At 38.8% G+C, this 26,320-nt stretch carries 28 protein-coding genes; 27 read left to right on the forward strand and 1 reads right to left on the reverse strand.

What is annotated here, in order from left to right:
• The first annotated feature begins 2 nt into the window (after positions 1 to 2).
• The 25 genes from JW886_RS04780 to JW886_RS04900 all read left to right on the forward strand — a co-directional run bounded on the left by JW886_RS04780 (position 3) and on the right by JW886_RS04900 (position 22,975).
• A complete protein-coding gene (locus JW886_RS04780) occupies positions 3 to 632 on the forward strand; it encodes a LuxR C-terminal-related transcriptional regulator (protein ID WP_205872451.1) in 630 nt (209 codons plus the stop codon).
• Positions 633 to 731: 99 nt separating this feature from the next.
• Complete coding sequence (locus JW886_RS04785; protein ID WP_200406711.1) at positions 732 to 1,538, forward strand: Cof-type HAD-IIB family hydrolase; 807 nt, start codon at positions 732 to 734, stop codon at positions 1,536 to 1,538.
• A gap of 115 nt (positions 1,539 to 1,653) precedes the next feature.
• Positions 1,654 to 2,244, forward strand: coding sequence for a peptidylprolyl isomerase (locus JW886_RS04790; RefSeq protein ID WP_075524536.1), 591 nt, complete (start codon positions 1,654 to 1,656; stop codon positions 2,242 to 2,244).
• Between the two features lies 1 nt (position 2,245).
• On the forward strand, positions 2,246 to 2,686 hold the full coding sequence (locus JW886_RS04795) for a S1 RNA-binding domain-containing protein (RefSeq protein WP_200406712.1): 441 nt from the start codon (positions 2,246 to 2,248) through the stop codon (positions 2,684 to 2,686).
• A gap of 19 nt (positions 2,687 to 2,705) precedes the next feature.
• The gene (locus JW886_RS04800; protein WP_075524538.1) at positions 2,706 to 3,311 is read left to right on the forward strand and encodes a TVP38/TMEM64 family protein; all 606 of its coding nucleotides are present in this window, start codon (positions 2,706 to 2,708) and stop codon (positions 3,309 to 3,311) included.
• Between the two features lie 279 nt (positions 3,312 to 3,590).
• On the forward strand, positions 3,591 to 4,838 hold the full coding sequence (locus JW886_RS04805) for an FtsW/RodA/SpoVE family cell cycle protein (protein ID WP_075524539.1): 1,248 nt from the start codon (positions 3,591 to 3,593) through the stop codon (positions 4,836 to 4,838).
• 71 nt (positions 4,839 to 4,909) lie between these two features.
• The gene (locus JW886_RS04810; RefSeq protein WP_075524540.1) at positions 4,910 to 5,338 is read left to right on the forward strand and encodes a flavodoxin family protein; all 429 of its coding nucleotides are present in this window, start codon (positions 4,910 to 4,912) and stop codon (positions 5,336 to 5,338) included.
• Between the two features lie 195 nt (positions 5,339 to 5,533).
• On the forward strand, positions 5,534 to 6,295 hold the full coding sequence (locus tag JW886_RS04815) for a (S)-acetoin forming diacetyl reductase (protein ID WP_075524541.1): 762 nt from the start codon (positions 5,534 to 5,536) through the stop codon (positions 6,293 to 6,295).
• Between the two features lie 363 nt (positions 6,296 to 6,658).
• Positions 6,659 to 8,185, forward strand: coding sequence for a ribosomal protection-like ABC-F family protein (abc-f, locus tag JW886_RS04820; protein WP_205872452.1), 1,527 nt, complete (start codon positions 6,659 to 6,661; stop codon positions 8,183 to 8,185).
• Positions 8,186 to 8,250: 65 nt separating this feature from the next.
• Positions 8,251 to 9,153 carry a DMT family transporter gene (locus JW886_RS04825; protein WP_075524543.1) on the forward strand — a complete coding sequence of 301 codons (903 nt, stop codon included), beginning with the start codon at positions 8,251 to 8,253 and terminating at the stop codon, positions 9,151 to 9,153.
• A gap of 453 nt (positions 9,154 to 9,606) precedes the next feature.
• Positions 9,607 to 10,314 carry a hypothetical protein gene (locus tag JW886_RS04830; RefSeq protein WP_205872453.1) on the forward strand — a complete coding sequence of 236 codons (708 nt, stop codon included), beginning with the start codon at positions 9,607 to 9,609 and terminating at the stop codon, positions 10,312 to 10,314.
• Positions 10,315 to 10,367: 53 nt separating this feature from the next.
• On the forward strand, positions 10,368 to 10,976 hold the full coding sequence (locus JW886_RS04835; protein WP_205272599.1) for an HAD family hydrolase: 609 nt from the start codon (positions 10,368 to 10,370) through the stop codon (positions 10,974 to 10,976).
• A 156-nt stretch (positions 10,977 to 11,132) separates the two neighbouring features.
• Positions 11,133 to 13,088 carry a DNA topoisomerase (ATP-hydrolyzing) subunit B gene (gene gyrB / locus JW886_RS04840; protein WP_075524545.1) on the forward strand — a complete coding sequence of 652 codons (1,956 nt, stop codon included), beginning with the start codon at positions 11,133 to 11,135 and terminating at the stop codon, positions 13,086 to 13,088.
• A 148-nt stretch (positions 13,089 to 13,236) separates the two neighbouring features.
• A complete protein-coding gene (locus tag JW886_RS04845; RefSeq protein WP_200406718.1) occupies positions 13,237 to 14,076 on the forward strand; it encodes a metallophosphoesterase in 840 nt (279 codons plus the stop codon).
• A gap of 472 nt (positions 14,077 to 14,548) precedes the next feature.
• Entirely contained in the window at positions 14,549 to 15,079 is a 531-nt protein-coding gene (locus JW886_RS04850; protein WP_205872454.1) for a hypothetical protein, read from the forward strand.
• A gap of 142 nt (positions 15,080 to 15,221) precedes the next feature.
• Positions 15,222 to 15,632, forward strand: coding sequence for an ArsC/Spx/MgsR family protein (locus JW886_RS04855; protein WP_205872455.1), 411 nt, complete (start codon positions 15,222 to 15,224; stop codon positions 15,630 to 15,632).
• Between the two features lie 159 nt (positions 15,633 to 15,791).
• Entirely contained in the window at positions 15,792 to 16,259 is a 468-nt protein-coding gene (locus JW886_RS04860) for a VTT domain-containing protein (RefSeq protein WP_155724337.1), read from the forward strand.
• A 161-nt stretch (positions 16,260 to 16,420) separates the two neighbouring features.
• Positions 16,421 to 16,885 (forward strand): MarR family winged helix-turn-helix transcriptional regulator, encoded by a 465-nt coding sequence (locus tag JW886_RS04865; protein WP_075524551.1) that lies wholly within the window; start codon positions 16,421 to 16,423, stop codon positions 16,883 to 16,885.
• A complete protein-coding gene (locus tag JW886_RS04870) occupies positions 16,878 to 18,422 on the forward strand; it encodes an MDR family MFS transporter (RefSeq protein WP_200406722.1) in 1,545 nt (514 codons plus the stop codon). Before JW886_RS04865 ends, JW886_RS04870 begins: the two co-directional genes overlap by 8 nt.
• The gene (locus JW886_RS04875; RefSeq protein WP_075524553.1) at positions 18,422 to 19,141 is read left to right on the forward strand and encodes a DUF4811 domain-containing protein; all 720 of its coding nucleotides are present in this window, start codon (positions 18,422 to 18,424) and stop codon (positions 19,139 to 19,141) included. The genes JW886_RS04870 and JW886_RS04875 overlap by 1 nt, the downstream gene beginning before the upstream one ends.
• Before the next feature lie 118 nt (positions 19,142 to 19,259).
• Positions 19,260 to 20,012 (forward strand): MurR/RpiR family transcriptional regulator, encoded by a 753-nt coding sequence (locus JW886_RS04880; RefSeq protein WP_075524554.1) that lies wholly within the window; start codon positions 19,260 to 19,262, stop codon positions 20,010 to 20,012.
• A 183-nt stretch (positions 20,013 to 20,195) separates the two neighbouring features.
• Positions 20,196 to 21,404 (forward strand): phosphopentomutase, encoded by a 1,209-nt coding sequence (locus JW886_RS04885; protein WP_205872456.1) that lies wholly within the window; start codon positions 20,196 to 20,198, stop codon positions 21,402 to 21,404.
• A gap of 58 nt (positions 21,405 to 21,462) precedes the next feature.
• Positions 21,463 to 21,648, forward strand: a complete 186-nt coding sequence (locus JW886_RS04890; protein WP_205872520.1) for a DUF6440 family protein — start codon at positions 21,463 to 21,465, stop codon at positions 21,646 to 21,648.
• Between the two features lie 104 nt (positions 21,649 to 21,752).
• Positions 21,753 to 22,457: a purine-nucleoside phosphorylase gene (deoD, locus tag JW886_RS04895; protein WP_075524557.1), complete on the forward strand. Its 705-nt coding sequence runs from the start codon at positions 21,753 to 21,755 to the stop codon at positions 22,455 to 22,457.
• Between the two features lie 71 nt (positions 22,458 to 22,528).
• Positions 22,529 to 22,975: an ASCH domain-containing protein gene (locus JW886_RS04900; RefSeq protein WP_075524558.1), complete on the forward strand. Its 447-nt coding sequence runs from the start codon at positions 22,529 to 22,531 to the stop codon at positions 22,973 to 22,975.
• Between the two features lie 30 nt (positions 22,976 to 23,005).
• Here JW886_RS04900 and JW886_RS04905 read toward each other — a convergent pair whose 3' ends face one another.
• Positions 23,006 to 23,734 carry a membrane lipoprotein lipid attachment site-containing protein gene (locus tag JW886_RS04905; RefSeq protein WP_200406724.1) on the reverse strand — a complete coding sequence of 243 codons (729 nt, stop codon included), beginning with the start codon at positions 23,732 to 23,734 and terminating at the stop codon, positions 23,006 to 23,008.
• Between the two features lie 177 nt (positions 23,735 to 23,911).
• Here JW886_RS04905 and JW886_RS04910 point away from each other — a divergent pair, with 177 nt between their 5' ends.
• Together JW886_RS04910 and JW886_RS04915 are read left to right on the forward strand one after the other, a co-directional pair.
• Positions 23,912 to 24,448, forward strand: coding sequence for an HdeD family acid-resistance protein (locus JW886_RS04910; protein ID WP_075524560.1), 537 nt, complete (start codon positions 23,912 to 23,914; stop codon positions 24,446 to 24,448).
• Positions 24,449 to 24,628: 180 nt separating this feature from the next.
• On the forward strand, positions 24,629 to 26,296 hold the full coding sequence (locus JW886_RS04915; RefSeq protein ID WP_205872483.1) for a formate--tetrahydrofolate ligase: 1,668 nt from the start codon (positions 24,629 to 24,631) through the stop codon (positions 26,294 to 26,296).
• Positions 26,297 to 26,320: the final 24 nt, after the last annotated feature.

Here is a 26,320-nt window from a genome sequence, read left to right on the forward strand (position 1 = left end):
ATATGGAAAAAATAAAACTCTTGATTGTAGATGATCATCAGATGGTTCGTTTAGGACTTTCAAGTTTCATGAATATCCAACCTGATATAGAAGTTGTCGGAGAAGCATCAGATGGTGAGTCTGGCTTTTTGAAGACAGAAAGTCTCAACCCTGATGTTATTTTGATGGATTTAGTAATGGATCGTCTCGACGGGATTGGTGCAACACAAAAAATTTTAGCAAAAAATCCGGAGCGTAAAATCTTGATTTTGACGAGCTTTATTGATGATGAAAAGGTTTTTCCAGCTCTGGCAGCTGGCGCTAAGGGTTACATTCTGAAAACTTCCCAAGCCGCCGAGATAGCCAACGCAATCCGTAAGGTTGCTAAAGGCGAAGATGTACTTTCGGACGCTGTTAAAGAAAAAATAGCTCAGCAAAAACACCGAAAACACGAGCTTCATGATGATTTATCAAAGCGGGAGATGGAAGTTTTGAAAGTGCTTGCTACTGGGCTTTCCAATCAAGAAATCGCTGATGAACTTTTTATAAGTTTAAAAACAGTAAAAACCCATGTTTCTAATATTTTTAACAAACTAGAAGTCTCTGATCGCACGCAGGCAACGATTTATGCCATTCAACATCATTTGGTTTAGATGAGAAAAACTCAGACTAAGGCGCGGACTTTCCCCGAAAAGTCATAGGATTTGTGATATAATTTATAAAGAACTAAAATATAATTAGATTGAAAAAAGATGGATAAAATATTAGAAAAAGCAAAAGCGATCAAAATTATTTTCTTTGATATTGATGACACTTTACGTGTTAAGACCAGCGGATTTATGCCCGAATCAATCACACAAGTTTTCGAAAAATTGCGTGAAAAAGGGATTATGACAGGGATTGCTACTGGGCGGAATCTCTATGGGGTTGTTCCTGAAGTTCGTGATTTACATCCCGATTTTTATGTGGCAATCAATGGGGCTTATGTAGAAGAGGTAAAAAGTCACAATATCCTCTACAAAAATACCTTTTCCACACCACTGGTAGAGGAAATTATCACATGGTTAGAGCAGGAAAAAAGTGAATATGCCTTTGTGGCAAGCGACAGTCTGAAAGTTTCAAAATGGGATAAGATTGCTAAAGAAGCAATCAGCCCCGTTTATGCTGAGCTTGAAGAAGATCCAGCTTACTACCAAAAACAGGATATTTATCAAATGCTGACCATTTCCGATCATGACGACCAACTTGTCTTGCCTGAGCATTTGGCTCAGCAAATTCGACTGGTTCGTTGGCATCCGAACAGTTCGGATGTAGTGCCTATGGCTGGCTCCAAAGCGATTGGTTGTCAGAAAGTACTAGAAGCCTTAGATTTAAAACCAGAAAATATGCTGAATTTTGGCGATGGCCTAAATGATCGTGAACTTTTTGATTTTGCTGGTTTATCTGTAGCCATGAAAATTTCACATCCAGAAATTTTGGAAAAGGCTGATTATGTGACAGATACAGTGGAAAATGATGGGATTTTAAAAGCCCTACAAGCACTTAAAATTATTGACTAGTTAATCAGCGACTTACAGAATTGTAAGTAACGGTTGGCGAATTTATTGATAGAATAATAAAGAAAGGATGACAGATGCATAAGGAATAGCCTTTTGTATTTGTCAAACGACTAAAATGACTTACCCACAACTTGATCTTAAAAACTATAACGGAACAACTGCTATTATTAAAACTAATCATGGAAAAATGACAGTAAAACTCTTTGATGACGTTGCTCCAAAAACAGTAAAAAACTTTATCGAACTTAGCAAACAAGGCTATTATGACGGCGTGATTTTTCATCGCATCATCAAAGATTTCATGATTCAAGGGGGAGATCCAACAGGTACAGGGATGGGCGGCAGCTCCATTTACGGAGAAAAGTTTGAAGATGAGTTTTCAATGGACGTCTTCAACCTTCGTGGTGCTCTCTCTATGGCAAATGCTGGTCCAAATACAAATGGTAGCCAATTTTTCATTGTACAAAATAAAAATCTCCCTTATCCTAAAGATGCTTTAGTGCAAGGAGGTTGGCCTGAAGAAGTCGCTGAAGTTTATACAGAGGGTGGTACGCCGCATCTTGATGGGCGCCACACCGTTTTTGGTCAGTTAGTTGATGCAGAGAGCTACGAAGTTCTTGATGCTATTGCAGCTGTACGTACAGGTGCGCAAGATAAACCTGTAGACGATGTAGTGATTGAATCTGTGGAAATTATCGAGAAATAAGATGGTAGCAAAACGTCCAAAAATCGGAGATATTGTTGAAGTAGAAGTCATCGGAATGCAAGACTACGGGGCTTTTGTTAAATTTTTCCTCCCGGAAGTTGCTGATGAGATGGTCAGTAAGACCCCAAAGCAATCTGTTGGGAACATAGAGCAAAAAGGTTTAATCCATATCTCAGAAATCCAATCTGGCTATGTCAAAAGCATTCATGACGTAGTTAAGATTGGTCAAAAAATAAACGCACAAATCATTGATATTGATGAATACAATGGCAAAATCAGCCTATCAATACGGAGTTTAGAAACAACACCACAAGTTCATCATATCTACCGAAAAAAACATTTTACCGATTCGAGAGATAAAATTGGCTTCAAAACTTTGGAACAATCCCTCTCTCACTGGGTGGAAGAAAACGAGGCTTACCTAAAAGCGCAGAAAAAATAGCCAAAAGTGAGGATTTTCTTTGACTGAGAATGTATTAAGATACACCAAAAGAGTTTTTAATATTATTACCATCCTTGGTTTTATTGCAACAATTGTTGGTGGTGTCTATCTCTGGCGTTTAGGGGCTTTTCAAGACCAGGCCATTTTGCAACAACTCATTGTGGCGCATCGGTTTTTAGGCCCTCTCATTTTTTTGTGTATGCAAGTCCTTCAAGTCATTGTACCAATTATTCCTGGTGGCATTACCATGGCTGCAGGTGTCATGATTTTCGGACCAGTATGGGGCTTTGTCTACAACTACGTCGGAATTATGGTAGGCTCCTTTTTATTATTTCACTTTGGAAAAAAATATGGTGCCTCCCTTGCAAAAACCTTTGTCAAAGAAAAGACCTATACAAAGTATATGGGGTGGCTGGATAAGGGACAAAAGCGTTTTAATATTATTTTCGCTTTATTAATCCTTTCGCCAATTGCTCCTGATGATGCGCTTGTCCTCATTGCAAGTCAGACGAAGATGACCTGGAGATTTTTTACGTGGACGATGATTCTCTGTAAGCCACTCCCTATTCTTTTGTATTCTTATTTGCTTATTTTTGGAGGTGGCTTTCTCAGACACTTTCTATAAAATACTGAAAGTATTTTCAGTATTTTTTTCTGAAATTTTTTGTAAAGATTACCCAAATCTTCTAAAAAAATGTATAATAGAATGGATTTATCACTTGAAAAAAGTGAACTCGCTCGTGTTCCGTGTCACTCATGATATTTAAGTTTGCTGATAACAAGAGCGACAAGACACGTATATTCCAACCTCTCGGAATTAAAAACAATCCACAAACATCTTGAACACAGGTGCATGAGCCGCCTATTTAAAATGTTTCGGAGGATAGACTGACTGGAGCTAGTTTTGAATAAAAAGAAACAAACGAAATTTTCATTTGATGCAAGAATTGACTATGGTTTAATCTTACCGGCTTTCATGCTGATTCTTATCGGGCTTTATGCCTTGTACGTGGCCCTTTCTCATGATCACCCGACACAAGCAACGCAAATGCTTGTTCAACAGGGCACATGGATTGTTGTGGGGCTCTTTATTGCACTTATTGTGATGCATATGGATTCGCGCTTTTTATGGAATCTTACACCCTTTTTTTACCTCTTAGGTTTAGTTTTGATGGTCTTGCCCATTTTCTTCTATAATGATGCAACCTACGCCTCTACCGGAGCAAAAAACTGGGTGGCTTTTGGAGGGCGCAATCTCTTTCAACCCTCCGAATTTATGAAAATCTCCTATATTCTCTTTTCGGCACGGCTAGTGGTCACTTTTCAAAATAAACTAAGAAATCGAATTTTAAAGGATGATTTCCGACTCATTGGCCGTCTTTTATTAGCGCTGCTCCCCGTTGCAGTACTTACAGCCTTGCAACATGACTTTGGGACTTTTATGGTTTTTGGTGCTATATTTGCTGGGATTATCCTCGTTGCAGGGATTTCTTGGAAAATCTTAGCCCCCGCCTTTCTCGCCGTTTTTGCTGCAGCAGGAGGTATTGTCGCCTTAGTGGCCTCACCTGGAGGGCAAAAGTTTCTTGAGAGCACCCATTTTGCTCAATATCAGGTCAATCGTTTTATAGCTTGGCTCCATCCTTTTGAATACTCGCAGACTTTTAGTTTACAACAAGCCCGCTCATTAATTTCTATTGGTATTGGTGGAGTTTGGGGTAAAGGGGTTGGTTCAGCAAGTGTGAATGTTCCGGTTCGTGAATCAGACATGATCTTCACCGTTATAGCGGAAGACTTTGGCTTTGTTGGTTCTGCCTTTTTGATTTTCTTATATTTTATGCTTATTTATCGGATGATTCGGGTAACCTTCAACTCAAATAATCAATTTTATACCTACATTTCAACGGGGATTATCATGATGATTCTTTTCCATGTCTTTGAAAATATAGGAGCTGCTATTGGTGTAGTACCACTGACTGGGATTCCGTTGCCCTTTATTTCACAAGGGGGCTCCGCTTTGATGTCCAATATTATAGGATTAGGGCTTGTTTTATCTATGAAATACAATCAATTGCCAACTTGGGCTGAAAAACATGGACAGATTCCAGAACCTAAAGCCGGTGGACGTGTAGCACGGCGGAAAAATAAGCGTTAAATTATTCTCTTATTCTTGAAGAATATGCTAAAATGTAAGGGTAGTATTATTCGGATAGGAGTGGATGAATTATGAAATATGCAGTGCGGTACACATCGCGTGGTGGGAATACAAAAGCTGTTGCTGAGCTGATTGCTCAAGAAGCAGGCGTGGAAGCGCTCCGTGTTTTTGAACCTCTCACAGAAGAAGTAGATGTTCTCTTTTTAGGTGCAGGCGTATGGTTTATGAATGTGACGAAAGAAATGAAAGAATTTCTAGCTCACTTGGATAAAAATCGAATCAAAAAAATTGTGGTATTTTCAACCTCAGCTGATTTGGATTCTGCGACAAAAGTCATTAAAGGAGCGGCCAATAAAGCGGGTATCCCGGTTGATGACCGTAGTTTAACTTTGAAACTTGGTTTTCAAGGGTTTAGTTTAATGGCTCCAGCTGGTGGCGATCTTAAACCTGCACAAGTACAAAAAGTGAAAGAATTTGCGGATCAAGTCCTTACAAATTGATAAAATAACGCCTAAAAGTTACTGACAGACTGGTCAGTAACTTTTTTTATATTATATGTAAGAGGATACAGAAAACGCTTTAAATTTTTGTATTTTCAAGAGAGAAGTGCTAAAATAATTTTTGTGAGAGAAATCTCAATAAATTAAAGAGTGATTGCCTGAAACGACAACCATTGATTGATAAAGGAGACTATTATGTCTAAAGTTGCTGTAGTGACTGGTGCTGGTCAAGGGATTGGATTTGCAATTGCAAAACGATTGGTTAATGATGGCTTTAAAGTAGCCCTTGTAGATTACAATGAGGAAACTGCCAAGGAAGCTGCAAAAAGTCTAGGTGAAAGTGCTTTTGCTGTTAAGGCGGATGTATCAAAACGTGATGATGTTTTCGCTGCGGTTGATCAAGCGGTTGAAAAATTTGGCGATCTTAACGTCATCGTCAACAATGCAGGACTTGGCCCAACAACTCCAATTGATACCATTACGGAAGAACAATTTACTCGTGTCTATGGTGTAAATGTCGGTGGCGTACTTTGGGGAACCCAAGCGGCGCATGCAGCCTTTAAGAAATTAGGACATGGCGGGAAAATCATAAATGCTACTTCACAGGCAGGTGTGGTAGGAAATCCAGAATTGGCGCTCTATAGCGGCACTAAATTTGCTGTGCGAGGGATTACTCAAGTTACTGCCCGTGACTTAGCAGAAGAAGGGATTACCGTCAATGCTTATGCGCCTGGTATTGTTAAAACACCAATGATGTTTGATATTGCTCATGAAGTTGGTAAAAATGCAGGTAAAGATGATGAATGGGGAATGCAACAATTTGCAAAAGATATCGCTTTGAAACGTTTATCAGAACCAGAAGATGTCGCAGCTGCAGTATCCTTCTTAGCAGGTGAAGATTCAAATTATATTACAGGTCAAACGATTATCGTTGATGGCGGGATGCAATTCCATTAATAAACCTAAAAATGCGTTGTCAAGTTTTTTTCTTGACAGGGCTTTTTTAGTTGTGCTATACTATTAATATCAAATATCGGAGGAATGGTCTATTGAAATTTTAAATCATGAAAAGTAAAAAAACGCACTGATGAAGCGGTCAGCACGATTTCTTTGTTAAAAAGGAAAAGGCAAGACACGTCTCCGTCTCTAGGAAGCCTCTTTTTATCCTAGGACAATCAGTATTTTTTGCATTCATGATTTGAAAAATGACCGTTCAATAAGCGCATTGTCGTATTTTTTGAGCTCTTTTTCTTATTGTGAATGTTTCGCAAAAAGAAGAGGAGCTTTTTATTTTACTAAAAGCTCAAGAAGGAGCAGATAATGTCAAACATTGAATTTAAAGACCTCATATTTGGATATGGCGCAACACTTATTTTTGATCACGCACAGATTAATATTGATGACAGCTGGAAATTGGGACTGGTCGGTCGTAATGGACGTGGGAAATCAACACTTTTGAAACTTTTACAAGGAAAAATCACTACTGACAGCCCCATCAGTACAAATAAAAACTTTGTCTACTTCCCACAATTATCATCTTCTGATCATCAGATGAACGAGGAAGTGAACCTCGTCACAGCATCCTCTCAACGCTCGCTGACCGACGCATCAGCACTGACCTTTTACTTACTTAGTGAGTTGGCTGATTTTGAACAGTGGGAGTTGGAACGCGAGTTGACTTTGTTAAAAGTAGACTTAGAAGTTCTGTGGCGCCCTTACGAAACCTTATCTGGAGGAGAACAGACAAAATGCCTATTGGCTTTACTTTTTTTAGATGAATCTAATTTTCCACTAATTGATGAACCAACCAATCATCTGGATATGGCAAGTCGTGAGACTGTCGCTCACTATCTTAAGAAAAAATCTGGCTTCATCGTAGTTTCACATGACCGACATTTTTTGGACGAGGTCTGTGATCATACGCTTGCGATTGAACGTCGACAAATTAAGCTTTACCAAGGCAATTTTAGTACTTATGAACATGAAAAAAAATTACGTGATGATCAGGAGTTAAGTCAAGATGGTAAATTGAAAAAAGAAATTACACGCTTAAAACAAACGGCTCGTGAAAAGGAAGAATGGTCAAAAACAAGAGAGAAGACCAAGGACCAAGCCGCTGACAGCGGTTTTGTCTCAGCACGTGCAGCGCGAATGATGAAAAAGTCTAAACACTTAGAGAAGCGAATGTCTCAAGACCTTACCGAAAAAGAGGCCTTACTTCAAAATATTGAAAAAGTAGAGCCTTTGGTAATGAACAATCAGGGGACACATCATAAAAGACTTTTACATTTTGAGCATTTTCAATTAGCTTATGAAGGTCAATCTTTGTTTGAACCCGTCACATTCTCACTCATGGCAGGACAAATTACAGCCCTTCTAGGGGCAAATGGTTCTGGGAAGTCTACTCTTTTGAAATTCATTGAAAATGATTTTACAGGGGAACAGAAGGGCTATTTCGAAAGTCCTCAAGGACTCAAGATTTCTTATGTCCGTCAAATCTATGAAAATAAAGGAGATTTGAAATCCTTTGCCCTTATGAACCAGCTAGATATGGAAAGCTTTCTTGCCAACTTAAGAAAGTTAGGGATGGAACGCAGTGTTTTTGAACTCAATATTGAGCAGATGAGTCAGGGACAACAAAAGAAAGTCGAATTAGCGCGCAGCCTTTCACAAGAAGCTCACTTGTACATTTGGGATGAGCCGCTCAATTATCTTGATGTATTCAATCAAGGACAAATTATTCAGTTGCTTAAATTTGCTCAGCCAACTTTGTTACTGGTAGAACATGATCAAAGCTTTATTGAAGCTGTCGCTAATCAGACCGTTGAGCTAACGAGAGTGAAATGAAGAGGAAAAAAGAGCTGCGTGTTTTCACGGAGCTTTTTTAGAAAAGTATTTGATATAATAGACGGATGAATGTTAAAAAACAAATTTTTAAAGGAACACTCTATGCAGTTGTTGCGGGCTGCATGTGGGGGATATCAGGTATTTTTGGGCAACTTTTCTTTCGAGATTATCAAGGTAGCCCTTTATGGATTACTTCCACACGTTTAACAGTGGCAGGTATCATTCTGCTTACCCTCTCTTTTATCCGTGACCGAGAACATTTTTTCGGTGTTTGGACTTCTAAGAAAAATATGCCTACCCTCTTTTTATATGTCTTTGGAGGTGTTTTTTCTGTGCAGTATTTTTATTATTTAGCCATTCAACTATCAAATAGCGCCACAGCTACGATTTTACAATATACAGCCCCAGTCTTTATTATGCTTTATTTATTGATTTTTCGACGCCAAGCTCCTAAGCCTAAGTCCGTAGTATTTGTCTTTTTAGCAATGCTAGGTGTTTTTTTGTTGATTACAAATGGTGATTTGAGCCATCTCTCTATTAGTCCACTCGCTCTGATATCCGGCTTACTTGCAGGAGTAGCAGTGGTGATTTACTCCATCGTTCCTAAACCACTTCTTGATAAATATGGCGCTTTGAACATGACAGGCTGGGGAATGATGCTCGCGGGTATCGGCTGCAATATTTTCTATCCTATTTGGCGGGTTGACTTTAAAATAGAGCCTTTATCTATTTTTTATGTCTTAACGATTGCCATTGTAGGAACAGCTTTAGCTTTCTTGCTTCTTTTGAGAGCTTTCCAACTCATTTCACCGCTAGTAGTCTCTGTAGCAACGGCGACAGAACCCTTAACTTCAGTATTTTTGAGTATTCCTCTTTTTGGCTTAAAATTAACACCTGTTGAACTACTTGCTATCATAATGGTCATCGTCTCTGTCATTTTACTTTCAAAATCAGAACAACAAGTCTAAGAAACCGGATGGTTTCTTTTTATAATGTGAAATAGCGCACTTTTTTGTTATAATAAGCTCAAGAAAGTAGAGCAAAGGCTGATATGGAAGAAATTTATTTACCGTTAAAATTAAAAACGAATGTTTGGACGATTTTATGGATCAGTGTTTTGTTTGAGCTTTGTTGCGGTTACTTATTTTACAGGTTTTGGTTATCAATTCCATATAGTCAGCCGTTTTTTTTTGATGTTTCTCCTGGTACTCCTTTTTTTGTATCTGCTTACGTTTTCAGTACGACATCTTCGCAAAACACTGTTAGTGATTGATGAAAGAGGTATCACTTTTCGACTCCTACCTCATGAAAAAAGTGTTGAATGGCGGGAGATTCGTGGAATTTATCTTCGAAATCAGCAACTTTACATTTGCAAGGGCCAGCCGAGTGGACCGTTTCAAATGGAAAAAAACAGGGGGAAAATGTTCGACTTCTATCATCCGGGTCATGATTTAGAGGTCGCCTTTTCCATCAGTGCTTCAGCAGTAAAAATTTCTTTAGCAGAATTGTCAATGATTTGTGAAGAGGTTTGGGAAGAAAAAAGCGGACAACCCAAGGAGTCGTTGTGGCGAAATGATCCCTCTCCCAAACAACCAAATTTAAAAAGGAGATTAGCCACATGGCAAATTGCTCTTCTTTGGTTTTTGACTTTCGTTGGTGCACTAACCTTTACTTTTGGTAAAGATATTCTGAAGAGTCACTTTAGTATCGCTTCGGATAAGATTTATTATGTCGTTAACGAAACGACCCATAATATTGAATTCGGATTTGAAACACAAGAATTTAGGAGTGAGGAGGACCGTGCTTACCTTGTTCAAGATGCTTCTTTCAACCAACAGGTAAACCCATCGATGAGCAAGTACCAATTTGACGAAATAGAGCGCTTTTCTTACGAGCATCTTCTTACAAAAGAACAAAATTATGTGATTTCCAAATTAGAACGTCCAACTTGGTGGAAAATCACTTTTGATTTTAAAGACTTTGCTAACAAGAAAAAAGATCTTCAAGCCATTACCTTATATAAGATTCGCAAGCCCTTATTCAAAGATTACTTTGAAGCACAAATGCTTCTAAGACAACCAAAAGGAAACAGCGCTGCAATTCCAGTAAAAATCTATCTGGCCCACTAAATTTAAATGGTTTTAAAATAAAGCTTACAAGGTGAGTATGTTATAATATGAACATGGACTACGAAAACTATATCTGGGATTTAGGCGGTACTTTATTAGACAATTACGAAAGTTCTAGTCATGCTTTTGCAGCAACATTATGGGCAATGGCAGAACGAGTGGTCTTACATTCAGAAGCTTATGACGCTTTGAAAATTTCTACTGCCTATGCCGTGGAAAAATTTGCAAAAGATCTCCCAGGTTTTTTAGAGGAATACAAGAAACTTGAAGCAGAAGTTTTAGAAAAACCAATTCTTTTTGATGGAGCAAAAGAAGTACTGACAGAGCTGTCAGCAAGGCACGCTCATAATTTTATGATTTCACATCGTAATAATCAAGTTCTTACAATTTTAAACTCAGCACAGATTGATTCTTACTTTACAGAAGTTGTGACATCAGATAATGGTTTTAAAAGGAAGCCTGCTCCTGATTCAATTAACTATTTATTAGACAAATATCATCTTGATCCAGCTAAAACAGTGATGATTGGAGATCGTCCCTTAGACATTGAAGCCGGAAAAGCAGCAGGTATAGCCACCATATATTTTGATAGTGCAGTCTCTACGACAGAAGCACCTACTGCCGACCATCTTATCCATCATTTAACAGAAATTTTAGAATAAAGAAGTTGAAAAGTAAATTTTAAAAATTTGCTTTTTTATTTAACAATATTCTCTCCAAAAAGGTGATTATTTAATAAAAGTTTACCTCACGAAGTCGCTAAAATCGGCTATTTATGGTATAATAGGAGTAAGTTTTCATAGAAATGAGATTTGATTTTGAACGAAGAAAATAAAGATTTAGAAATGCTTGCTGATGAGTATGATGCCAGTCAGATTCAAGTACTTGAAGGGCTTGAGGCAGTTCGGATGCGTCCAGGGATGTATATCGGGTCCACTTCAAAAGAAGGGCTCCATCACTTGGTATGGGAAATTGTAGATAATTCAATTGATGAAGCTTTGGCAGGATTTGCCAGTCATATTGAGGTATTCATAGAAGCCGATAATTCTATTACTGTTGTCGATGATGGCCGGGGAATTCCTGTTGATATTCAAGAAAAAACGGGGCGCCCAGCTGTTGAAACAGTTTTTACGGTGCTCCATGCGGGTGGTAAATTTGGCGGTGGCGGCTACAAGGTATCTGGCGGTTTGCACGGTGTGGGTTCTTCCGTAGTTAATGCACTCTCCACAACCTTAGACGTCACGGTACATAAGGACGGTGAAAAGTATTACCAAGAATATCATCGGGGGCTTGTTGTTGACGATCTGAAAGTTATTGGAGAAACCGACCGGCGTGGAACTACAGTTCACTTTGTACCAGATCCCGAGATTTTCACTGAAACAGTGGAGTTTGACTTTGATAAATTGGCAACACGTGTCAGAGAATTAGCTTTCTTGAATCGTGGTCTGCGTATCTCACTGACTGACAAGCGTGCAGGAAATGAGAAAAATGAAGTTCATTTCCATTACGAAGGTGGAATTCAGTCTTATGTTGAATATTTAAATGAAAATAAGACAGTCATTTTTGAACCAGCAATTTTTACTGAAGGGGAAATGGATGGCATTGCAGTTGAAGTGGCAATGCAATATACTGACACCTACCATTCAGTTGTGATGTCCTTTGCTAATAACATTAATACGCATGAAGGTGGGACTCATGAACAAGGCTTTAGAACAGCTCTAACGCGTGTCATTAATAATTACGCAAAACAAAATAAAATTCTTAAAGAAAACGAAGATAATTTAACTGGAGATGATGTTCGAGAAGGGTTGACTGCTGTTATTTCGGTTAAACATCCTAACCCTCAATTTGAAGGACAAACCAAAACGAAGCTAGGTAATTCTGAAGTAACAGGGATTGTGAATAAACTTTTTGCTGAAGCTTTGAGTACCTTTATGCTCGAAAATCCAAACGTTGCTCGTAAGATCGTCGAAAAAGGGATTTTGGCAAGCAAGGCTCGTATCGCAGCAAAACGTGCGCGTGAAGTGACACGTAAAAAATCAGGGCTTGAAATTTCCAACCTTCCCGGTAAATTAGCTGACTGTTCATCCAATAATCCAGAACAAACTGAATTATTCATCGTCGAAGGTGATTCGGCTGGTGGATCAGCTAAATCAGGACGTAATCGTGAGTTCCAAGCAATTTTACCTATTCGGGGTAAGATTTTGAATGTGGAAAAAGCCACGATGGATAAAATTTTAGCCAATGAAGAAATTCGTTCGCTATTCACTGCAATGGGAACAGGTTTTGGAGCGGATTACGATTTGTCCAAGGCACGTTATCACAAACTTGTTATCATGACCGATGCCGATGTCGACGGCGCACACATCCGGACACTTTTATTAACACTTTTCTACCGTTACATGCGCCCAGTTGTTGAAGCAGGATATGTTTACATTGCTCAACCTCCAATTTACGGTATCAAAGTTGGTTCAGAAACAAAAGAATACATCCAACCAGGTGAAAATCAAGAAAAAGATTTACAAGAAGCTTTAGCACGTTGGGCACAAGGAAGAACAAAACCCACAGTTCAGCGCTACAAAGGTCTTGGGGAAATGGATGACCATCAACTTTGGGATACAACCATGGATCCTGAACACCGTTTAATGGCACGCGTTTCTGTTGAAGATGCAGCAGAAGCTGACAAAATCTTTGATATGCTCATGGGTGACCGTGTTGAACCCCGTCGTGAATTTATCGAAACCAATGCCCAATATTCAACAATTGATGCTTAAAGATTTAAAAACCCGTGTATATCAAGGGTTTTTCTTTGGTTTCTTTTTTAAATTTTATTAAAGGGGATGAAAAAAGAAAATTTTACAATAAAAGCTTTAGGCTTTTTAAAAATTTATGCTCTACATAAATATGTTATAATTAAAAGATATGAAACTAATAAAAACATTTCTGACCCTCTTTCTGATTGCACTTCTTGCTTCAGTAGGGTGTTTGTATTATGCTTTTAAAGTTGAGCCTTATCGTCTCACTTTAAATGAACATCAGGTACAGAGTGTGGCCTCAGAAGAAAAACTAAAATTAGTTCAAATCTCTGACTTGCATATAAAAAAAGATTACACTGCAAAACACTTAGAAAAAGTCGTTCAAAAAGTAAATGAGCAATCTCCAGACTTCATCGTTTTTACTGGTGATCTTTACGATAATTATTCAAACTATCAAGATAATGAACAAGTGGCCTCAAAACTTGCTCATCTAAGAGCAAGATACGGAAAAATAGCTATCTGGGGGAACCGTGATTACGGAGGAGGAGCCTCTCGCATCTATGAAAATATGATGCAACAAGCTGGGTTCTCGCTTTTAAGAAATGAAAATTTAGTAGTAGGAACCTCTCAAGGAAGATCCATTTTATTTACCGGCCTCGATGATGCTTTATTAGGAAACCCTGTATTACCTCCGACAGTTGAGGAAATGAATGGTACAGCCTACGATATTTTATTGACACATGAACCAGATGAGGTGATCCAATATCAAGGAAAAGGGTATGAACTTATTCTCTCGGGACATAGTCATGGCGGACAAGTAAATATACCATTTTTCCCACAAGTCCAAAAAAAAGCAGCAGCCGTGATGGGTCATGCTAATCGTTATACTGGAGGGCTATACACCTTAGATACAGGGGAAAAATTATATGTAAATACGGGTATAGGAACAACTCATCTCTCAGCGCGTTTTGGGGTTTTACCAGAAATTGCGGTATTTTATATTTAAACTCGCCTCCGTTTAGGAGGCCTTTTTTATTAATCTAGAAAAAAACTCATTAAGTTACAAGTGGAGTCTCAAAATAGATATTTCTCAATAATAGCAAGGAGTAGATGACAAAAATAGTCCATATTTTATATTGGAGAGTGTCAAAGAAAGGTATTTTGAACGTTCATTTTTCTAAAATGTGCTAGACTATTTAATATTAGGATATGATAAATGAAAATATATAAAATATGGCTAACAGTCATTTTAGTAGGTACAATTATTTTTTGGATCGGGGTTATTAAACCTAGCCACTACCATTGTCTTCTTTTTTTAGGAAGTGTAGGAATTGCTGGCGGACTGGTCTGTCTGCTTACGGACTTGATCACAGGACATGTCGTTAGAAAAAAACATCAGTTGAATAAATAATTCCCGTGGAAAATGGGTTTTTCTTTTTTAAAAGTAATAGAATGAAAAAATTGGAGGAAACAGACAGTTGAGAGAAATTATCATTGTGTTTTTAGGAGCATTTTTAGGAACTTTGTTAGCAGGAGTGTTACTCCAAAAAAAAGGACAAGATGTAACAGTTACTCAAGCAAAATTTCAAAGGCTACAAAAGGTAAGAGAGCAGCTTATTGAAGTGATAATGGCCTATCGAGTAGTAAAGGATACAGCAGACTCTAAAATGAAGCAAGAGAAAGAACTTTTACAGCAACTCGAGTTACTTTCTGTTTACTTTCCGCAGGTAGAGGAACAAGCTGACCAACTAGATAAGTCGATGTTGGAACGCGTTTATAAACTTTCTAATCGTTTTTTCAGTAATCATTATGAAATCCAGATAAAAAGAAAACCAAACTTATCTCAGAAAGAGGGGCTGTCAAAGGAAATTAGTGAAATGCTTACTAAGTTTTTAGAAGACCCAAAAGACTGGGATATGCTTCCTATTTTGAAAGAAAAAGTAAATGCTTATTTAGAAGAAGAATGGATTCTAATTACAAAGGGTAAAAAAGTTCATAAAGATTTATGATCTTTTTTTGTGCTCTGAGAGTACTTAAATTAAGTAATATGAGTAGGGGTAAGCTTTCATTTCTAGGCGTCTAAAGAAATAAAAATTTTATTGAAAAAGATGCTTGTATTTTAAAAAGAAGCATTATATAATTAATAACCATATGAAAGTAAAGGCTTACTATGCTTCACCTGAGAAGTGCTCTTCCGTAAAAAAAGCACAGGAATGGTTAGAAGATCATAAAATCGAATATGAACTGATTCCTTATGGTAAATTGTCTCGTCAGCAGTTGTTAGAAATTTTAAGTTTTACTGAAGGAGGCTTTGCTGATGTGCTCCGCCGAGGGATGAACTATCAAAAGTTGAGTCGTTTAGCGGGAAAGAAAGTTGAAGAAATGGGAACTTTAGAGCTTGCTGATTTTTTGCTTTCCAATTCTCGGTACCTTAATCAACTGCTTCTTGTTGGTAATAATAGAATTCAAGTTGGTTACAATGAAGAAGAAATGAGAAAATTTATCCCTAAAAACAAACGAGTGATTGCAAAAAAATTTTTAAAAAAATCTAAACTAAATTAAAGTAAAGCTTGCCTCTCTTTTTGTCATCGTTTCACCTATGCCTTTTTGAGCATTAATTTCCTTTCTGGTGAAGCTTTTATGATATGATAGAGCTAGATGCCCATTTTCTTCTTGTTTAGAAAAGGGTAAAGAAGCGAGGTAGAATCATTGGCTAAGGCAATGTTGGATTGGGTAGCAAGTTTACCATTATGGCAAGCTACCATATTTTTATTTGTAGTAGTATTTTTCAGAGCTCAACTTACTTTTTGGTTGGGAAAATTCATGCGAAAAGGGCTTATTAAAAGTAAGTTTGGAAAAAGCGGCCAAAATGCTGAGGAAAAAAGAGCTGGTATAGCTGCACTTGAAAAATATGGTTGGCCCGTTATTCCCCTGAGTTTTTTAACAGTAGGATTTCAGTCGGTCGTTCAACTTGGCGCAGGATTTTTGGATTGGAATTGGTTAAAATACACGCTAGCTGCCTTGCCGGGCTATCTAGCTTGGGGATTTATTTATGCTTTTGGCGGATTAGCGCTATTTCGGTCCATTACGAATGGATCAATTGGTCTTTTAATCATCGCACTTATTGTTGCTTTCCTCGTATGGGCTGTAGGCGCGGTAATTGTTAAAAAGTTAAGAACGAATGGATAGTATTCGGATTTTTATAAGAAGCGGTGAGTTACAAAAACTTATAGCTTTTTTTTTTTTGCAAATTTTTTGGAAAGACGAATTTTTCTTCTTGACAAAATAAAATGAACGGACTATAATAGTTAACGTCGTTAATAAATATTGCCGTTAGAGAGAGGGAAAAGATGGATTACAACCAAGCCGCAGAGGTTTTTCTTTCTGCCGTGAAGAAAAAAGGAAAAGCTGAAATCATAAACCGCTTCAACAATTACTCCCATGGGGAGCAATTGGTGTTGGGGTATCTTTATAAAGAAGCTGGTAAAGAAGTTGTACCTAGTGCGATTGCAAAATACACCCACACGAGTACAGCTCGAATTGCGACCATCTTGAACAATCTCGAAGACAAACATATGATTACCCGTGAGATTTCAAGAACTGACCGTCGTAAAATATTGGTTGCTATAACTGATAAAGGGCGCCGAACTGCAGAAGAAGCAAAAATGGCCGCCTGCACCAATTTGGCGCGTGTTTTTGAGGAAATGGGTGAAGAACGAACGCAAAGTTTCATCGAAAATTTCAAATTATTTTTAGAAATTGGGATGAAAAATGCGCAAGAACAAAAAGAAAAAGAGGAGGAAAAAAATGCCTAATACAATTGAAAAAGATTATCATTTAGACATTCATGGTAAGCATTATAGCCGTATCGGTATGCTTATTTTAATCTTAGTTGGGACATTCGGGGCCATGTTGATGCAAACATCACTTGGAACGGCCATTCCTACTTTGATGAACGACTTTAACATTACAATGTCAACTGCTCAACAAGCCACCACATGGTTCTTGTTAGCAAATGGGATTATGGTCCCAATTTCTGCCTACTTGGCAACAAAATTCCCAACACGCTGGCTTTATATGAGCGCTTATGCCATTTTATTTATTGGGATGTTCGTAGCTTACTCAGCTCCAACTTCAAGCTGGTGGGTCTTTCTTGCTGGTCGTATCTTACAAGCTATAGCTGTAGGGATCACGATGCCCTTGATGCAAGTGGCTTTAGTCAATATGTTTCCTGCTAAACAAATGGGAGCAATCATGGGGATTGCAGGGGTAGTTCTCGTCCTTGCACCTGCAATTGGACCTACCTTTGCTGGTTGGCTCATCACACATAAATTTCATTTTATTTTCTGGACTTTTGCCGCGAGCTGGCGTACAGTTTTCTTGATTCCTATGATTGTGGTTGGTATCGTCTTTCTCGTTTCAATTTTTGCGATGCGAGATGTTATCCCAAACCGTCCAATGAAGTTAGATTTCCTCTCAGTTGTTCTTTCTGTCCTTGGCTTTGGTATCTTCCTTTGGGGCTTTACAAATGTCGCAACAGATGGCTGGGGACAATTTGACACGGTTATTGCTCCAATCGTGGGTGGGTTAATTATAATAGCACTCTTTGGTTGGCGCCAACTTAAAATGGATGATCCTTTCCTTGACATTCGTGTCTTTAAGATTAAACAATTTACATTGGTGACTTTAGCACTTGCATTAAGTACCATGGCCATGATGGGTGTTGAAATGATGCTGCCGCTCTATCTTCAAGATGTGCATGGTCTTTCAGCCTTTAATTCAGGTTTGGTATTACTTCCTGGTTCCTTGGTAATGGTAGTTGTCGCACCACTCGCAGGGAATGTTTATGACCGAATTGGTGCTAAACGTCTTGCCCTTGTCGGTTTCTGTGTATTGGCAATCGGTACAGTGCCGTTTATGTTCTTTACATCAACTACTCCAGACCACTTCGTCACTTTACTTTACGGTTTACGTATGGTCGGGGTTGGTATGGTTATGATGCCTTTGACTACGAGCGCCATGAACTCAGTGCCTGTTAATGAAGTGGCTCAAGCTACCGCCTCTAATACCACTGCACGTCAAGTTGCTTCGTCAGTCGTTGTTGCTTTACTTTCATCAGTAGCGCAAAATGTAATTACCAACAACATGCCTGCTACATCCTTGAAAACTTCTGATCCATTACAATACGCTAATAAAGCTATCGGAGCAATGCTTCAAGGTTACCACGCTTCGTTTGCGATTGGTTTTGCCTTTGCGGTAGTAGGTATTGTTGTCGCACTCTTTTTGAGAAATGGAAAAATGTTGGCTGGTGTTCCTGTTGAAGAACATGAAGTAGAAGGAGGAACTAAATAATGTTAATTTTAGTATTAATTGTGATCTTTATGATCGGTACTTTCTTTGGATTTATGTTCATTAAAAATACTTTCGCTCATTGGTTAGTGGGAGGTCTCTCATTTTTACTTTTGGCGACTTCTGTTGGGATGCTCACCTTCCATATTAAAGATCACTGGGGAATGAAAGAAGTTTCAACTTCACGTACCCATGAGATTTATACAGCTGGAGATTCATCAGCAGCCTATAACTTGATGATCAAAGCTGAGATTGGTAAAAATACCAATAACTATGTGTTCGTTTATCGTAATGAAGAAGATGCGAAGAAGCCGGATACAAACTTTACACCAGATGAAAAGCATATTTCAGAAGCAGTCAAGAAATCTGCTACTTATAAAATGACAGATGCGTCGAAAGCTACAGTAACCACCACCACAACACGTCGTGTTTGGGCTTCTGATTTATATAAAGCACTTTTTAGCATGGGTGACGAAGAAGGTGATTTGGTAAAACAACGCTCAGTGGTTAGTGTTCCAAAAGATACTTGGCTCGTTTTGACACAAGATCAAGTCGAAAAATTGACTAAAGAAGCACCAGCGATGCAAGCTCAAATGGCAGCTCAACTGAAAGCTGATCCTGCAAAAGCTGCAGAGTTGGCACAGCTGCAAAAAACGAATCCTGAAGCTTATGCTAAGATGCAAGTAGAGCAAATCAAAACCCTTTTGGGAATCAAAGATTAATTTAAAAAGGCCCCCTTATTAGGGGCTTTTTTTTGTGCGATACTCAATAACAGGAGGGGGTCTTTAAGGAGATATGATATAATAAGAAGAGCATAAAACGAACAAGAAATGAGAAATAATGGAAAAGTTATCGGATGCAGAAATGTATACTTGGGATTTTTTGGAAGAAAATAGATCAAAGGTGCAGCGCTCATCGATCACTCAAATTGCTGAGTTAGGCCACGTGAGTACAGCAACGATTGTCAGAACGTTAAAAAAAAGAGGTTTTGAAGGCTTCTCTGATTATAAAAATCTTTTGAAACGTCATCACCAAACAGATCAGCAAGAAATCAAAGGTCTGTCAAAGGAAGCCAATGCTTTTATTTATAAAAATTTAGATGAAGTGGTGCGTACAATCAACTTATTGGATGGTCAGGAACTTTCCCACATTTTAGAAGCGCTGACAACTTCTCAGACAATAATGATTATCGCGCGTGGGCCAAGTACGGGTGTGGCTGATGATCTGACACATCGGCTACAATCCTTAGGGAAAAATGCTGTCAGCCGCTATTTTGATAGTATGATGGACTATGCGGATAAGTTGACGGCTGACGATATGGTCATTGCCTTGAGTTCGTCAGGAACAACACCTAGAATTCTTGCTGCGGTCAAGAAGTCAAAAAGGCAAGGAGCTAAAGTTTTAGCGATTACTTGCAACTATCAAAGTGAGCTTGCTCAGTTGAGTGACTTTGTACTTTTGGCTTATAAATCTAAATTAGAAAAATCAGCTTTACTAGGAGATGCTGCAAGTCGCATGACTTTAGAATTAATTTGCCGTATTTTGCTGGATTTGTATGCCATCTACCAAGAAAAGGGCTCAATCATGAACTGACAGAACTGTCAGGCGCTTTTGAAGTGACGGAAGGCAATTTCCGCCTATTTTTTATTAAAAGCTTTTGTAAAAGTTTTCAGATGAAGACGCAGCGATGTGAAAACCTTTTTATGAGGAATTTTTATATAATAGAGATAGAAAAGTTTGATATAATAAGTGTAATATTAGAAAATGGAGTATGAGATGGCAAAAAAATTTGGTCGTGTACATTTAATCGTAATGGATTCAGCAGGAATCGGTGAAGCACCTGATGCGAATCGCTTTTTCAATCATGAAACACCAGATACTGGTTCAAATACTATTGGCCATATTTCAGAAAAAGTGGGCTTAGACGTACCCAATTTTCAAAAATTAGGCTTGGGTAATATTGCACCATTAAAAACAGTGGCCCCAACTGACAAACCGCTCGGTTACAGTACAAAATTGCAAGAAGTATCTGAAGGAAAAGATACGATGACTGGACACTGGGAAATTATGGGGCTGGATATTAAAACGCCTTTTCCTGTCTATCCGGACGGCTTTCCTGAAGAACTTTTGACTAAAATCGAAGAATTTTCAGGCCGTAAAATCATTCGTGAAGCGAATAAGCCCTACTCAGGTACGGCGGTTATTGATGATTTTGGTCCTCGCCAAATGGAAACAGGCGAGCTGATTATCTATACATCAGCTGACCCTGTCTTGCAAATTGCGGCACATGAAGAGATTATCCCTGTTGATGAACTTATGAAGATTTGTGAATATGTACGCTCAATTACGTTAGTCGGCTCTGAATGGATGTTGGGCCGGATTATTGCTCGGCCTTATGTGGGTACGCCAGGTCATTTTGAGCGGACAGCACATCGTCGTGACTTTGCACTTGCACCATTTGGTCGTACCGTCATGAATAATCTGGACGATGCGGGTTTCAAGGTGATTTCGGTCGGTAAAATCCATGACATTTATGATGGTCAAGGTATTAATAAAGACATGGGTCACAATGAAAACGACATGGACGGTGTGGATCGCATGTTGAAAGCCATGGCCCTGCCCGAGTTCGATGAAGGCTTACTCTTTGTTAACCTCGTGGATATGGATGCCAAATACGGTCACCGTCGCAATCCAGAAGGTTATCGTGATGCCATTCAAGACTTAGATGGTCGTTTGCCAGAAATTATGGATGCGATGCGAGAGGATGACATTCTTATGATCACTGCAGACCACGGGAATGATCCAACATTCGTGGGAACAGATCACACGCGTGAATACATTCCATTGGTCACTTTCTCTAAAGCTTTCAAGGAACCAAAACCTTTGCCAATCGGACACTTTGCCGATATCTCTGCGACTATCGCAGAAAATTTTGGCGTAGCAAAAGGCGATATTGGAGAATCAATCTTGGATGAATTAGTTTAAGCTGAAAAATTTTACTGACGAAGTGGTCAGTAAAGGTTAAATGAGAAAAGGTGAGCTTATGGACAAAAATGATGTCAAAAATCGCTTTGAAAAAATTTCGGGTGGGATGTCAGGCAACGCAGTCATTATTGATAAAGAAACAGGAATTGAATACCTCTTTATCGCCGGTAGTGGCGGTGGAGGGGGACTTACGGTGCTTTTGGACCGATCAGGCAAACCAAAAATTAATCAAGATTACCACTAAACCCAATTTATAAAAAGCAGTGTACGCTTACTGACCACTCTGTCAGTAATTTTAAAACTGATGGAGCCATCAGTGAACTCAAAATAATAAAAAGGAAAAAAATTATGCCAACACCACATATTGAAGCTCAAAAAGGCGAAATCGCAGATAAAATCCTCTTACCAGGTGATCCCTTACGTGCCAAATTTATTGCGGAAAATTTCCTAGAAAATCCAGTCCAATTTAACCAAGTGCGTGGAATGCTTGGATTTACAGGGACTTATAAAGGGCATCGCGTTTCAGTCATGGGGACAGGGATGGGGATTCCTTCCATTTCAATCTATGCCAATGAATTAATCACAGAATACGGTGTGAAACGCTTGATTCGCGTGGGGACAGCGGGTTCCATTAATGAAGAAGTTCATATTCGTGATTTGGTGATTGGGCAAGCTGCAGCAACAACCTCAGCGATTGTTCGTCACGATTTCCCTGATTTTGATTTTCCACAAATTGCGGACTTTGACTTGCTAGATAAGGCTTACCATATCGCAAAAGACTTAGGGATCACCACCCATGTGGGAAACATTTTAAGCTCTGATTTATTCTATGGCGGGCCTGATGCGTTGAAAATCGGTCAACTTGGCGTCAAAGCTGTTGAGATGGAAGCAGCAGGTCTTTATTACCTTGGCGCTAAACATCACGTTCAAACCCTCGGTATTATGACAATATCTGATCATCTGCTGACAGGAGAAGCAACGACATCAGAAGAACGCCAACTCACGTTCACTGATATGATGAAAGTTGGACTTGAAACACTTATTGCTGAATAATTATTTATAATGAACTTACAGCCCTGTCAGTGAATGACAGGAGTTTTTAAAAGAGAAGCAGGAGGTGAGTGATGAAGTATGAAGCTTTTATCACAAGAACTGGACTTGAACCCGAAAATTTCCGTTGGGCTTGGGCTTTTTGTAATGAAGTCGAGGGGCCTATTACAGAACCTGAACTTGCCGATGAGTTACTCGACCTCGTTTTAACTGGAAAAAAAACAGCCACAGCCAGTGCTTTAGCCGAATACGCACCAGATGAAGCTCAACCTGTAGTGGACGGTAAGTTTGATGTGTTGTTAGATGGTAAAGGTGTACCGCGTGCTGCTATCCGGACAACCCGTGTCACCATTAGAAAATTTAAGGAAGTTTCTGCAGCGCACGCTTTCAAAGAAGGTGAAGGTGATCGCTCTCTTTCCTATTGGCGGCAAGCTCATCAAGAATTTTGGGAAAATCTAGGCCTATTTCAAGAAGAAATGGACGTGATTTGTGAGGAATTTGAAGTTTTGTACCAAGAGTAATAAAAAGCACTCGAATTCGAGTGCTTTCTTTTATTCGATTTTATCATAAGCTCCTGTTGTAGGATTGTTTTTCACTAGAAAGTTAGTGCCATCTGAAAACACTTGGTATAAGCCTACCGTGCCACTTCCTCCTTGGGCACGGATTGCTTTGGAGACAACTTGAATAATGTAGCTATTTTCATATTTGGTAGCTAAGAAATAGGAATCGTCATCACTAAAGCCTTTAGAAGATTGAAGGATTTTGAGTGCTTCTTGCTCTGTAAAAGGAAGGCTTGTTTCTGCGGTACTGTATTTAAAAATAGTGGCTTGATTATTATTATAAATGTCTTTGGAGAGGCTAATACTCGTGATTTTATCACCAGTATCATTAAAAGTTACAGTTATCGTCTCCGTATTAAAAGCGTAGGTACGGCTAAAGCTAGGGGAAGTAGTTTGCTTAGAGAAAGTTTTTTGATTGAGCACAACACTCCCCACTAAAGTTTGATCTGGCGCATAATAGTGGATCTTGTCGGCGCTAATGATTAAACTGGAATCCAGTTCGCTTTTATAAGTACCCGTGTAAGCACTATAGTCGCCACTGGCAAATTTTTTAATAGTTTGTGGCATGGCGGTGCTGCTTGAGGTACTGGAGTGAAGTTTTTGACTTGAAGAAGAGGAAAGGGGAGTTTTATTGCTCGAAGCTTGTGTAGATTCTGTAGACTTGGCACTACAGCCAGTTAATAGAAACAATGCCGTACAAGCCAATAAGTATTTTTTCATAATGTTATCTCCTTATCATCATTTTATCATAAGTTCGCTTACAAAACGTATTATAAAAACGACTATCTGCGATTGATTCAAGGAAATAAGGGTATGAGAAGTAATCTAAAAATAAGCCCATTGTTTGAAAAAATGAGAATAACTTGTTATACTTTGGGTATAAAAGGAGGTAGGAGTATGCGTGGAGACTTTGAAAGATTACGTCGTGGTCTAGGGTTTAACGGAATTGTTTCAGTTATTATTGGTTTATTAATTCTATTTTGGCCCTCTCGCACGGCAGCCATTGTTGCTTCGATTGTTGGTGTTGCCCTGATTATCATGGGGGTTGTTTACATTGGGTCGAATTTTATTAGAAAACGAGAAGACCGTAGTAAAATTTGGCGTGTGGGTCATTTTATACTTGGGTTTATGTATTTGTTCGCAGGTATTTTCGTTTTTGCTGACTTAAACGCAGCAGCAGAGTCGTTATTTATTCTTGTCGGTATTTTTGTAGGGGTACTGTGGATTATTGATGGTATCGTAAATTTGACTGCTTTAAGCCAGTTTTATAATAAAATCTGGGCAATGATTTTAAGTCTAATTAGTGTTATTGCTGGTGCAACATTGCTCTTCTCACCTTTATGGGGAGCGGTTACCCTTTGGATGATTTTGGGGATTGAATTTTTGGTTGTCGGTATCATCAAAATTATCCATTATTATAATTGGAATAAATAGAGGGAATAAAGACGAGTTTCGACTGGTCTTTTTTTTTATTATATTTTATAAAACCGAACATTTTAGATGGGAAGATGAATCAATAAATAGCTTAAACAGTAAATCCTTTTAATTTCTGATAAAATATTAATAAAAGAACTTCAAATTACCTATATTAGTTGTTAGATTTTAAGGAGTATGATGAAATCAGATATCGAAATTGCACAAGCTGCTACAATGACCCCCATCACTGAAATTGCTGAAAAAGTTGGTTTATCTTTTGCTGATATTGAACTTTATGGAAAATATAAAGCGAAACTGCCTTTAGATGTTTTAAAAAAATTTGAAACAAATAAAGAAGGAAAACTCATCTTAGTGACCTCTATCAATCCTACACCTGCAGGGGAAGGGAAATCTACGGTAACAGTAGGTTTGGCAGATGCTTTTGCTCAAAAAGGAACACGTGTTATGGTTGCCCTACGTGAGCCGTCACTTGGACCAGTGATGGGTGTAAAAGGCGGGGCAGCAGGTGGAGGGTACGCTCAAGTTTTGCCAATGGAAGACATTAACCTTCATTTTACAGGCGATATTCACGCCATCACAACAGCTAATAATGCGATTGCAGCTTTTTTAGATAATAGTTTACACCAAGGGAATCCTTTGCAGATTGATCCACGGCGCATCATTTGGAAAAGAGTACTTGATTTAAATGATCGAGCACTGCGCCATGTGACCATTGGTCTAGGAGGTCCTTTAAATGGGGTTCCTCGAGAAGATGGCTTTGATATTACTGTAGCCAGTGAGATTATGGCTGTGTTATGTTTGGCGACTTCGTTGGAGGATTTAAAAGAACGCTTAGCTAAAATTGTCATTGCACAACGCTATGATCGAAAACCAGTCACAGTAGGTGATATTGGCGTTGCCGGCGCCATCACGATGCTCTTGAAAGATGCGATAAAACCCAACTTGGTGCAAACCATTGAAGGTACACCTGCACTGATTCATGGTGGGCCTTTTGCAAATATTGCACATGGCTGTAACTCCGTTTTAGCGACTAAAACAGCATTGCGTTTAGCAGATGTAGTGATTACAGAAGCAGGTTTTGGCGCAGATCTTGGGGGCGAAAAATTCCTTGATATTAAAACACGTCAACTGGAAAAAACTCCAGATGCTGTTGTTATTGTAGCAACGTTACGGGCCCTTAAAATGCATGGTGGAGTGGATAAAACCGATTTAACACTCGAAAATAAAGAGGCTGTAGCACGCGGCTTTGCCAATCTGAAACGGCATATCCAAAATATGCAAGCATATGGTATTCCAGTAGTAGTCGCCTTAAATCAATTCGAATCTGACACAGAAGCTGAGATTGAAGTTTTAACCCAGCTGACTCAGGACTTAGGCGTAGAAATTTCTTTGACGCAAGTCTTTGCTAAAGGCGGAAAAGGAGGCTTAGACTTAGCAGAAAAACTTTCACCAATGTTACAAGAAAAAGCTGATTTTCACTATCTTTATGAGCTTGAGACGTCTATTTCAGACAAAATTAACAAAATTGTGACAGAAATTTATGGCGGTTACAAGGTTAATTTTTCGGATAAAGCTAAGAGGCAGATGAGAGAAATCGAAGAGAATGGGTGGGCTCAACTCCCGATTTGCATGGCAAAGACCCAATATTCCTTTTCAGATCAGCCGCAACTTTTGGCTGCACCCGAGGGCTTTGAAATCACAGTAAGAGAGCTTATTCCTAAAATTGGTGCTGGGTTTATTGTCGCTCTTCTGGGCAACATCATGACGATGCCTGGGCTTCCTAAAGCCCCAGCTGCATTAAAAATGGATGTGACAAATGAAGGTAAGATCTCTGGTTTGTTCTAATTTATAGAGGACTTGCAATAAGTT

It is taken from the genome of Lactococcus taiwanensis, assembly GCF_017068355.1.
GTDB classification, from domain to species: Bacteria; Bacillota; Bacilli; order Lactobacillales; family Streptococcaceae; genus Lactococcus; species Lactococcus taiwanensis.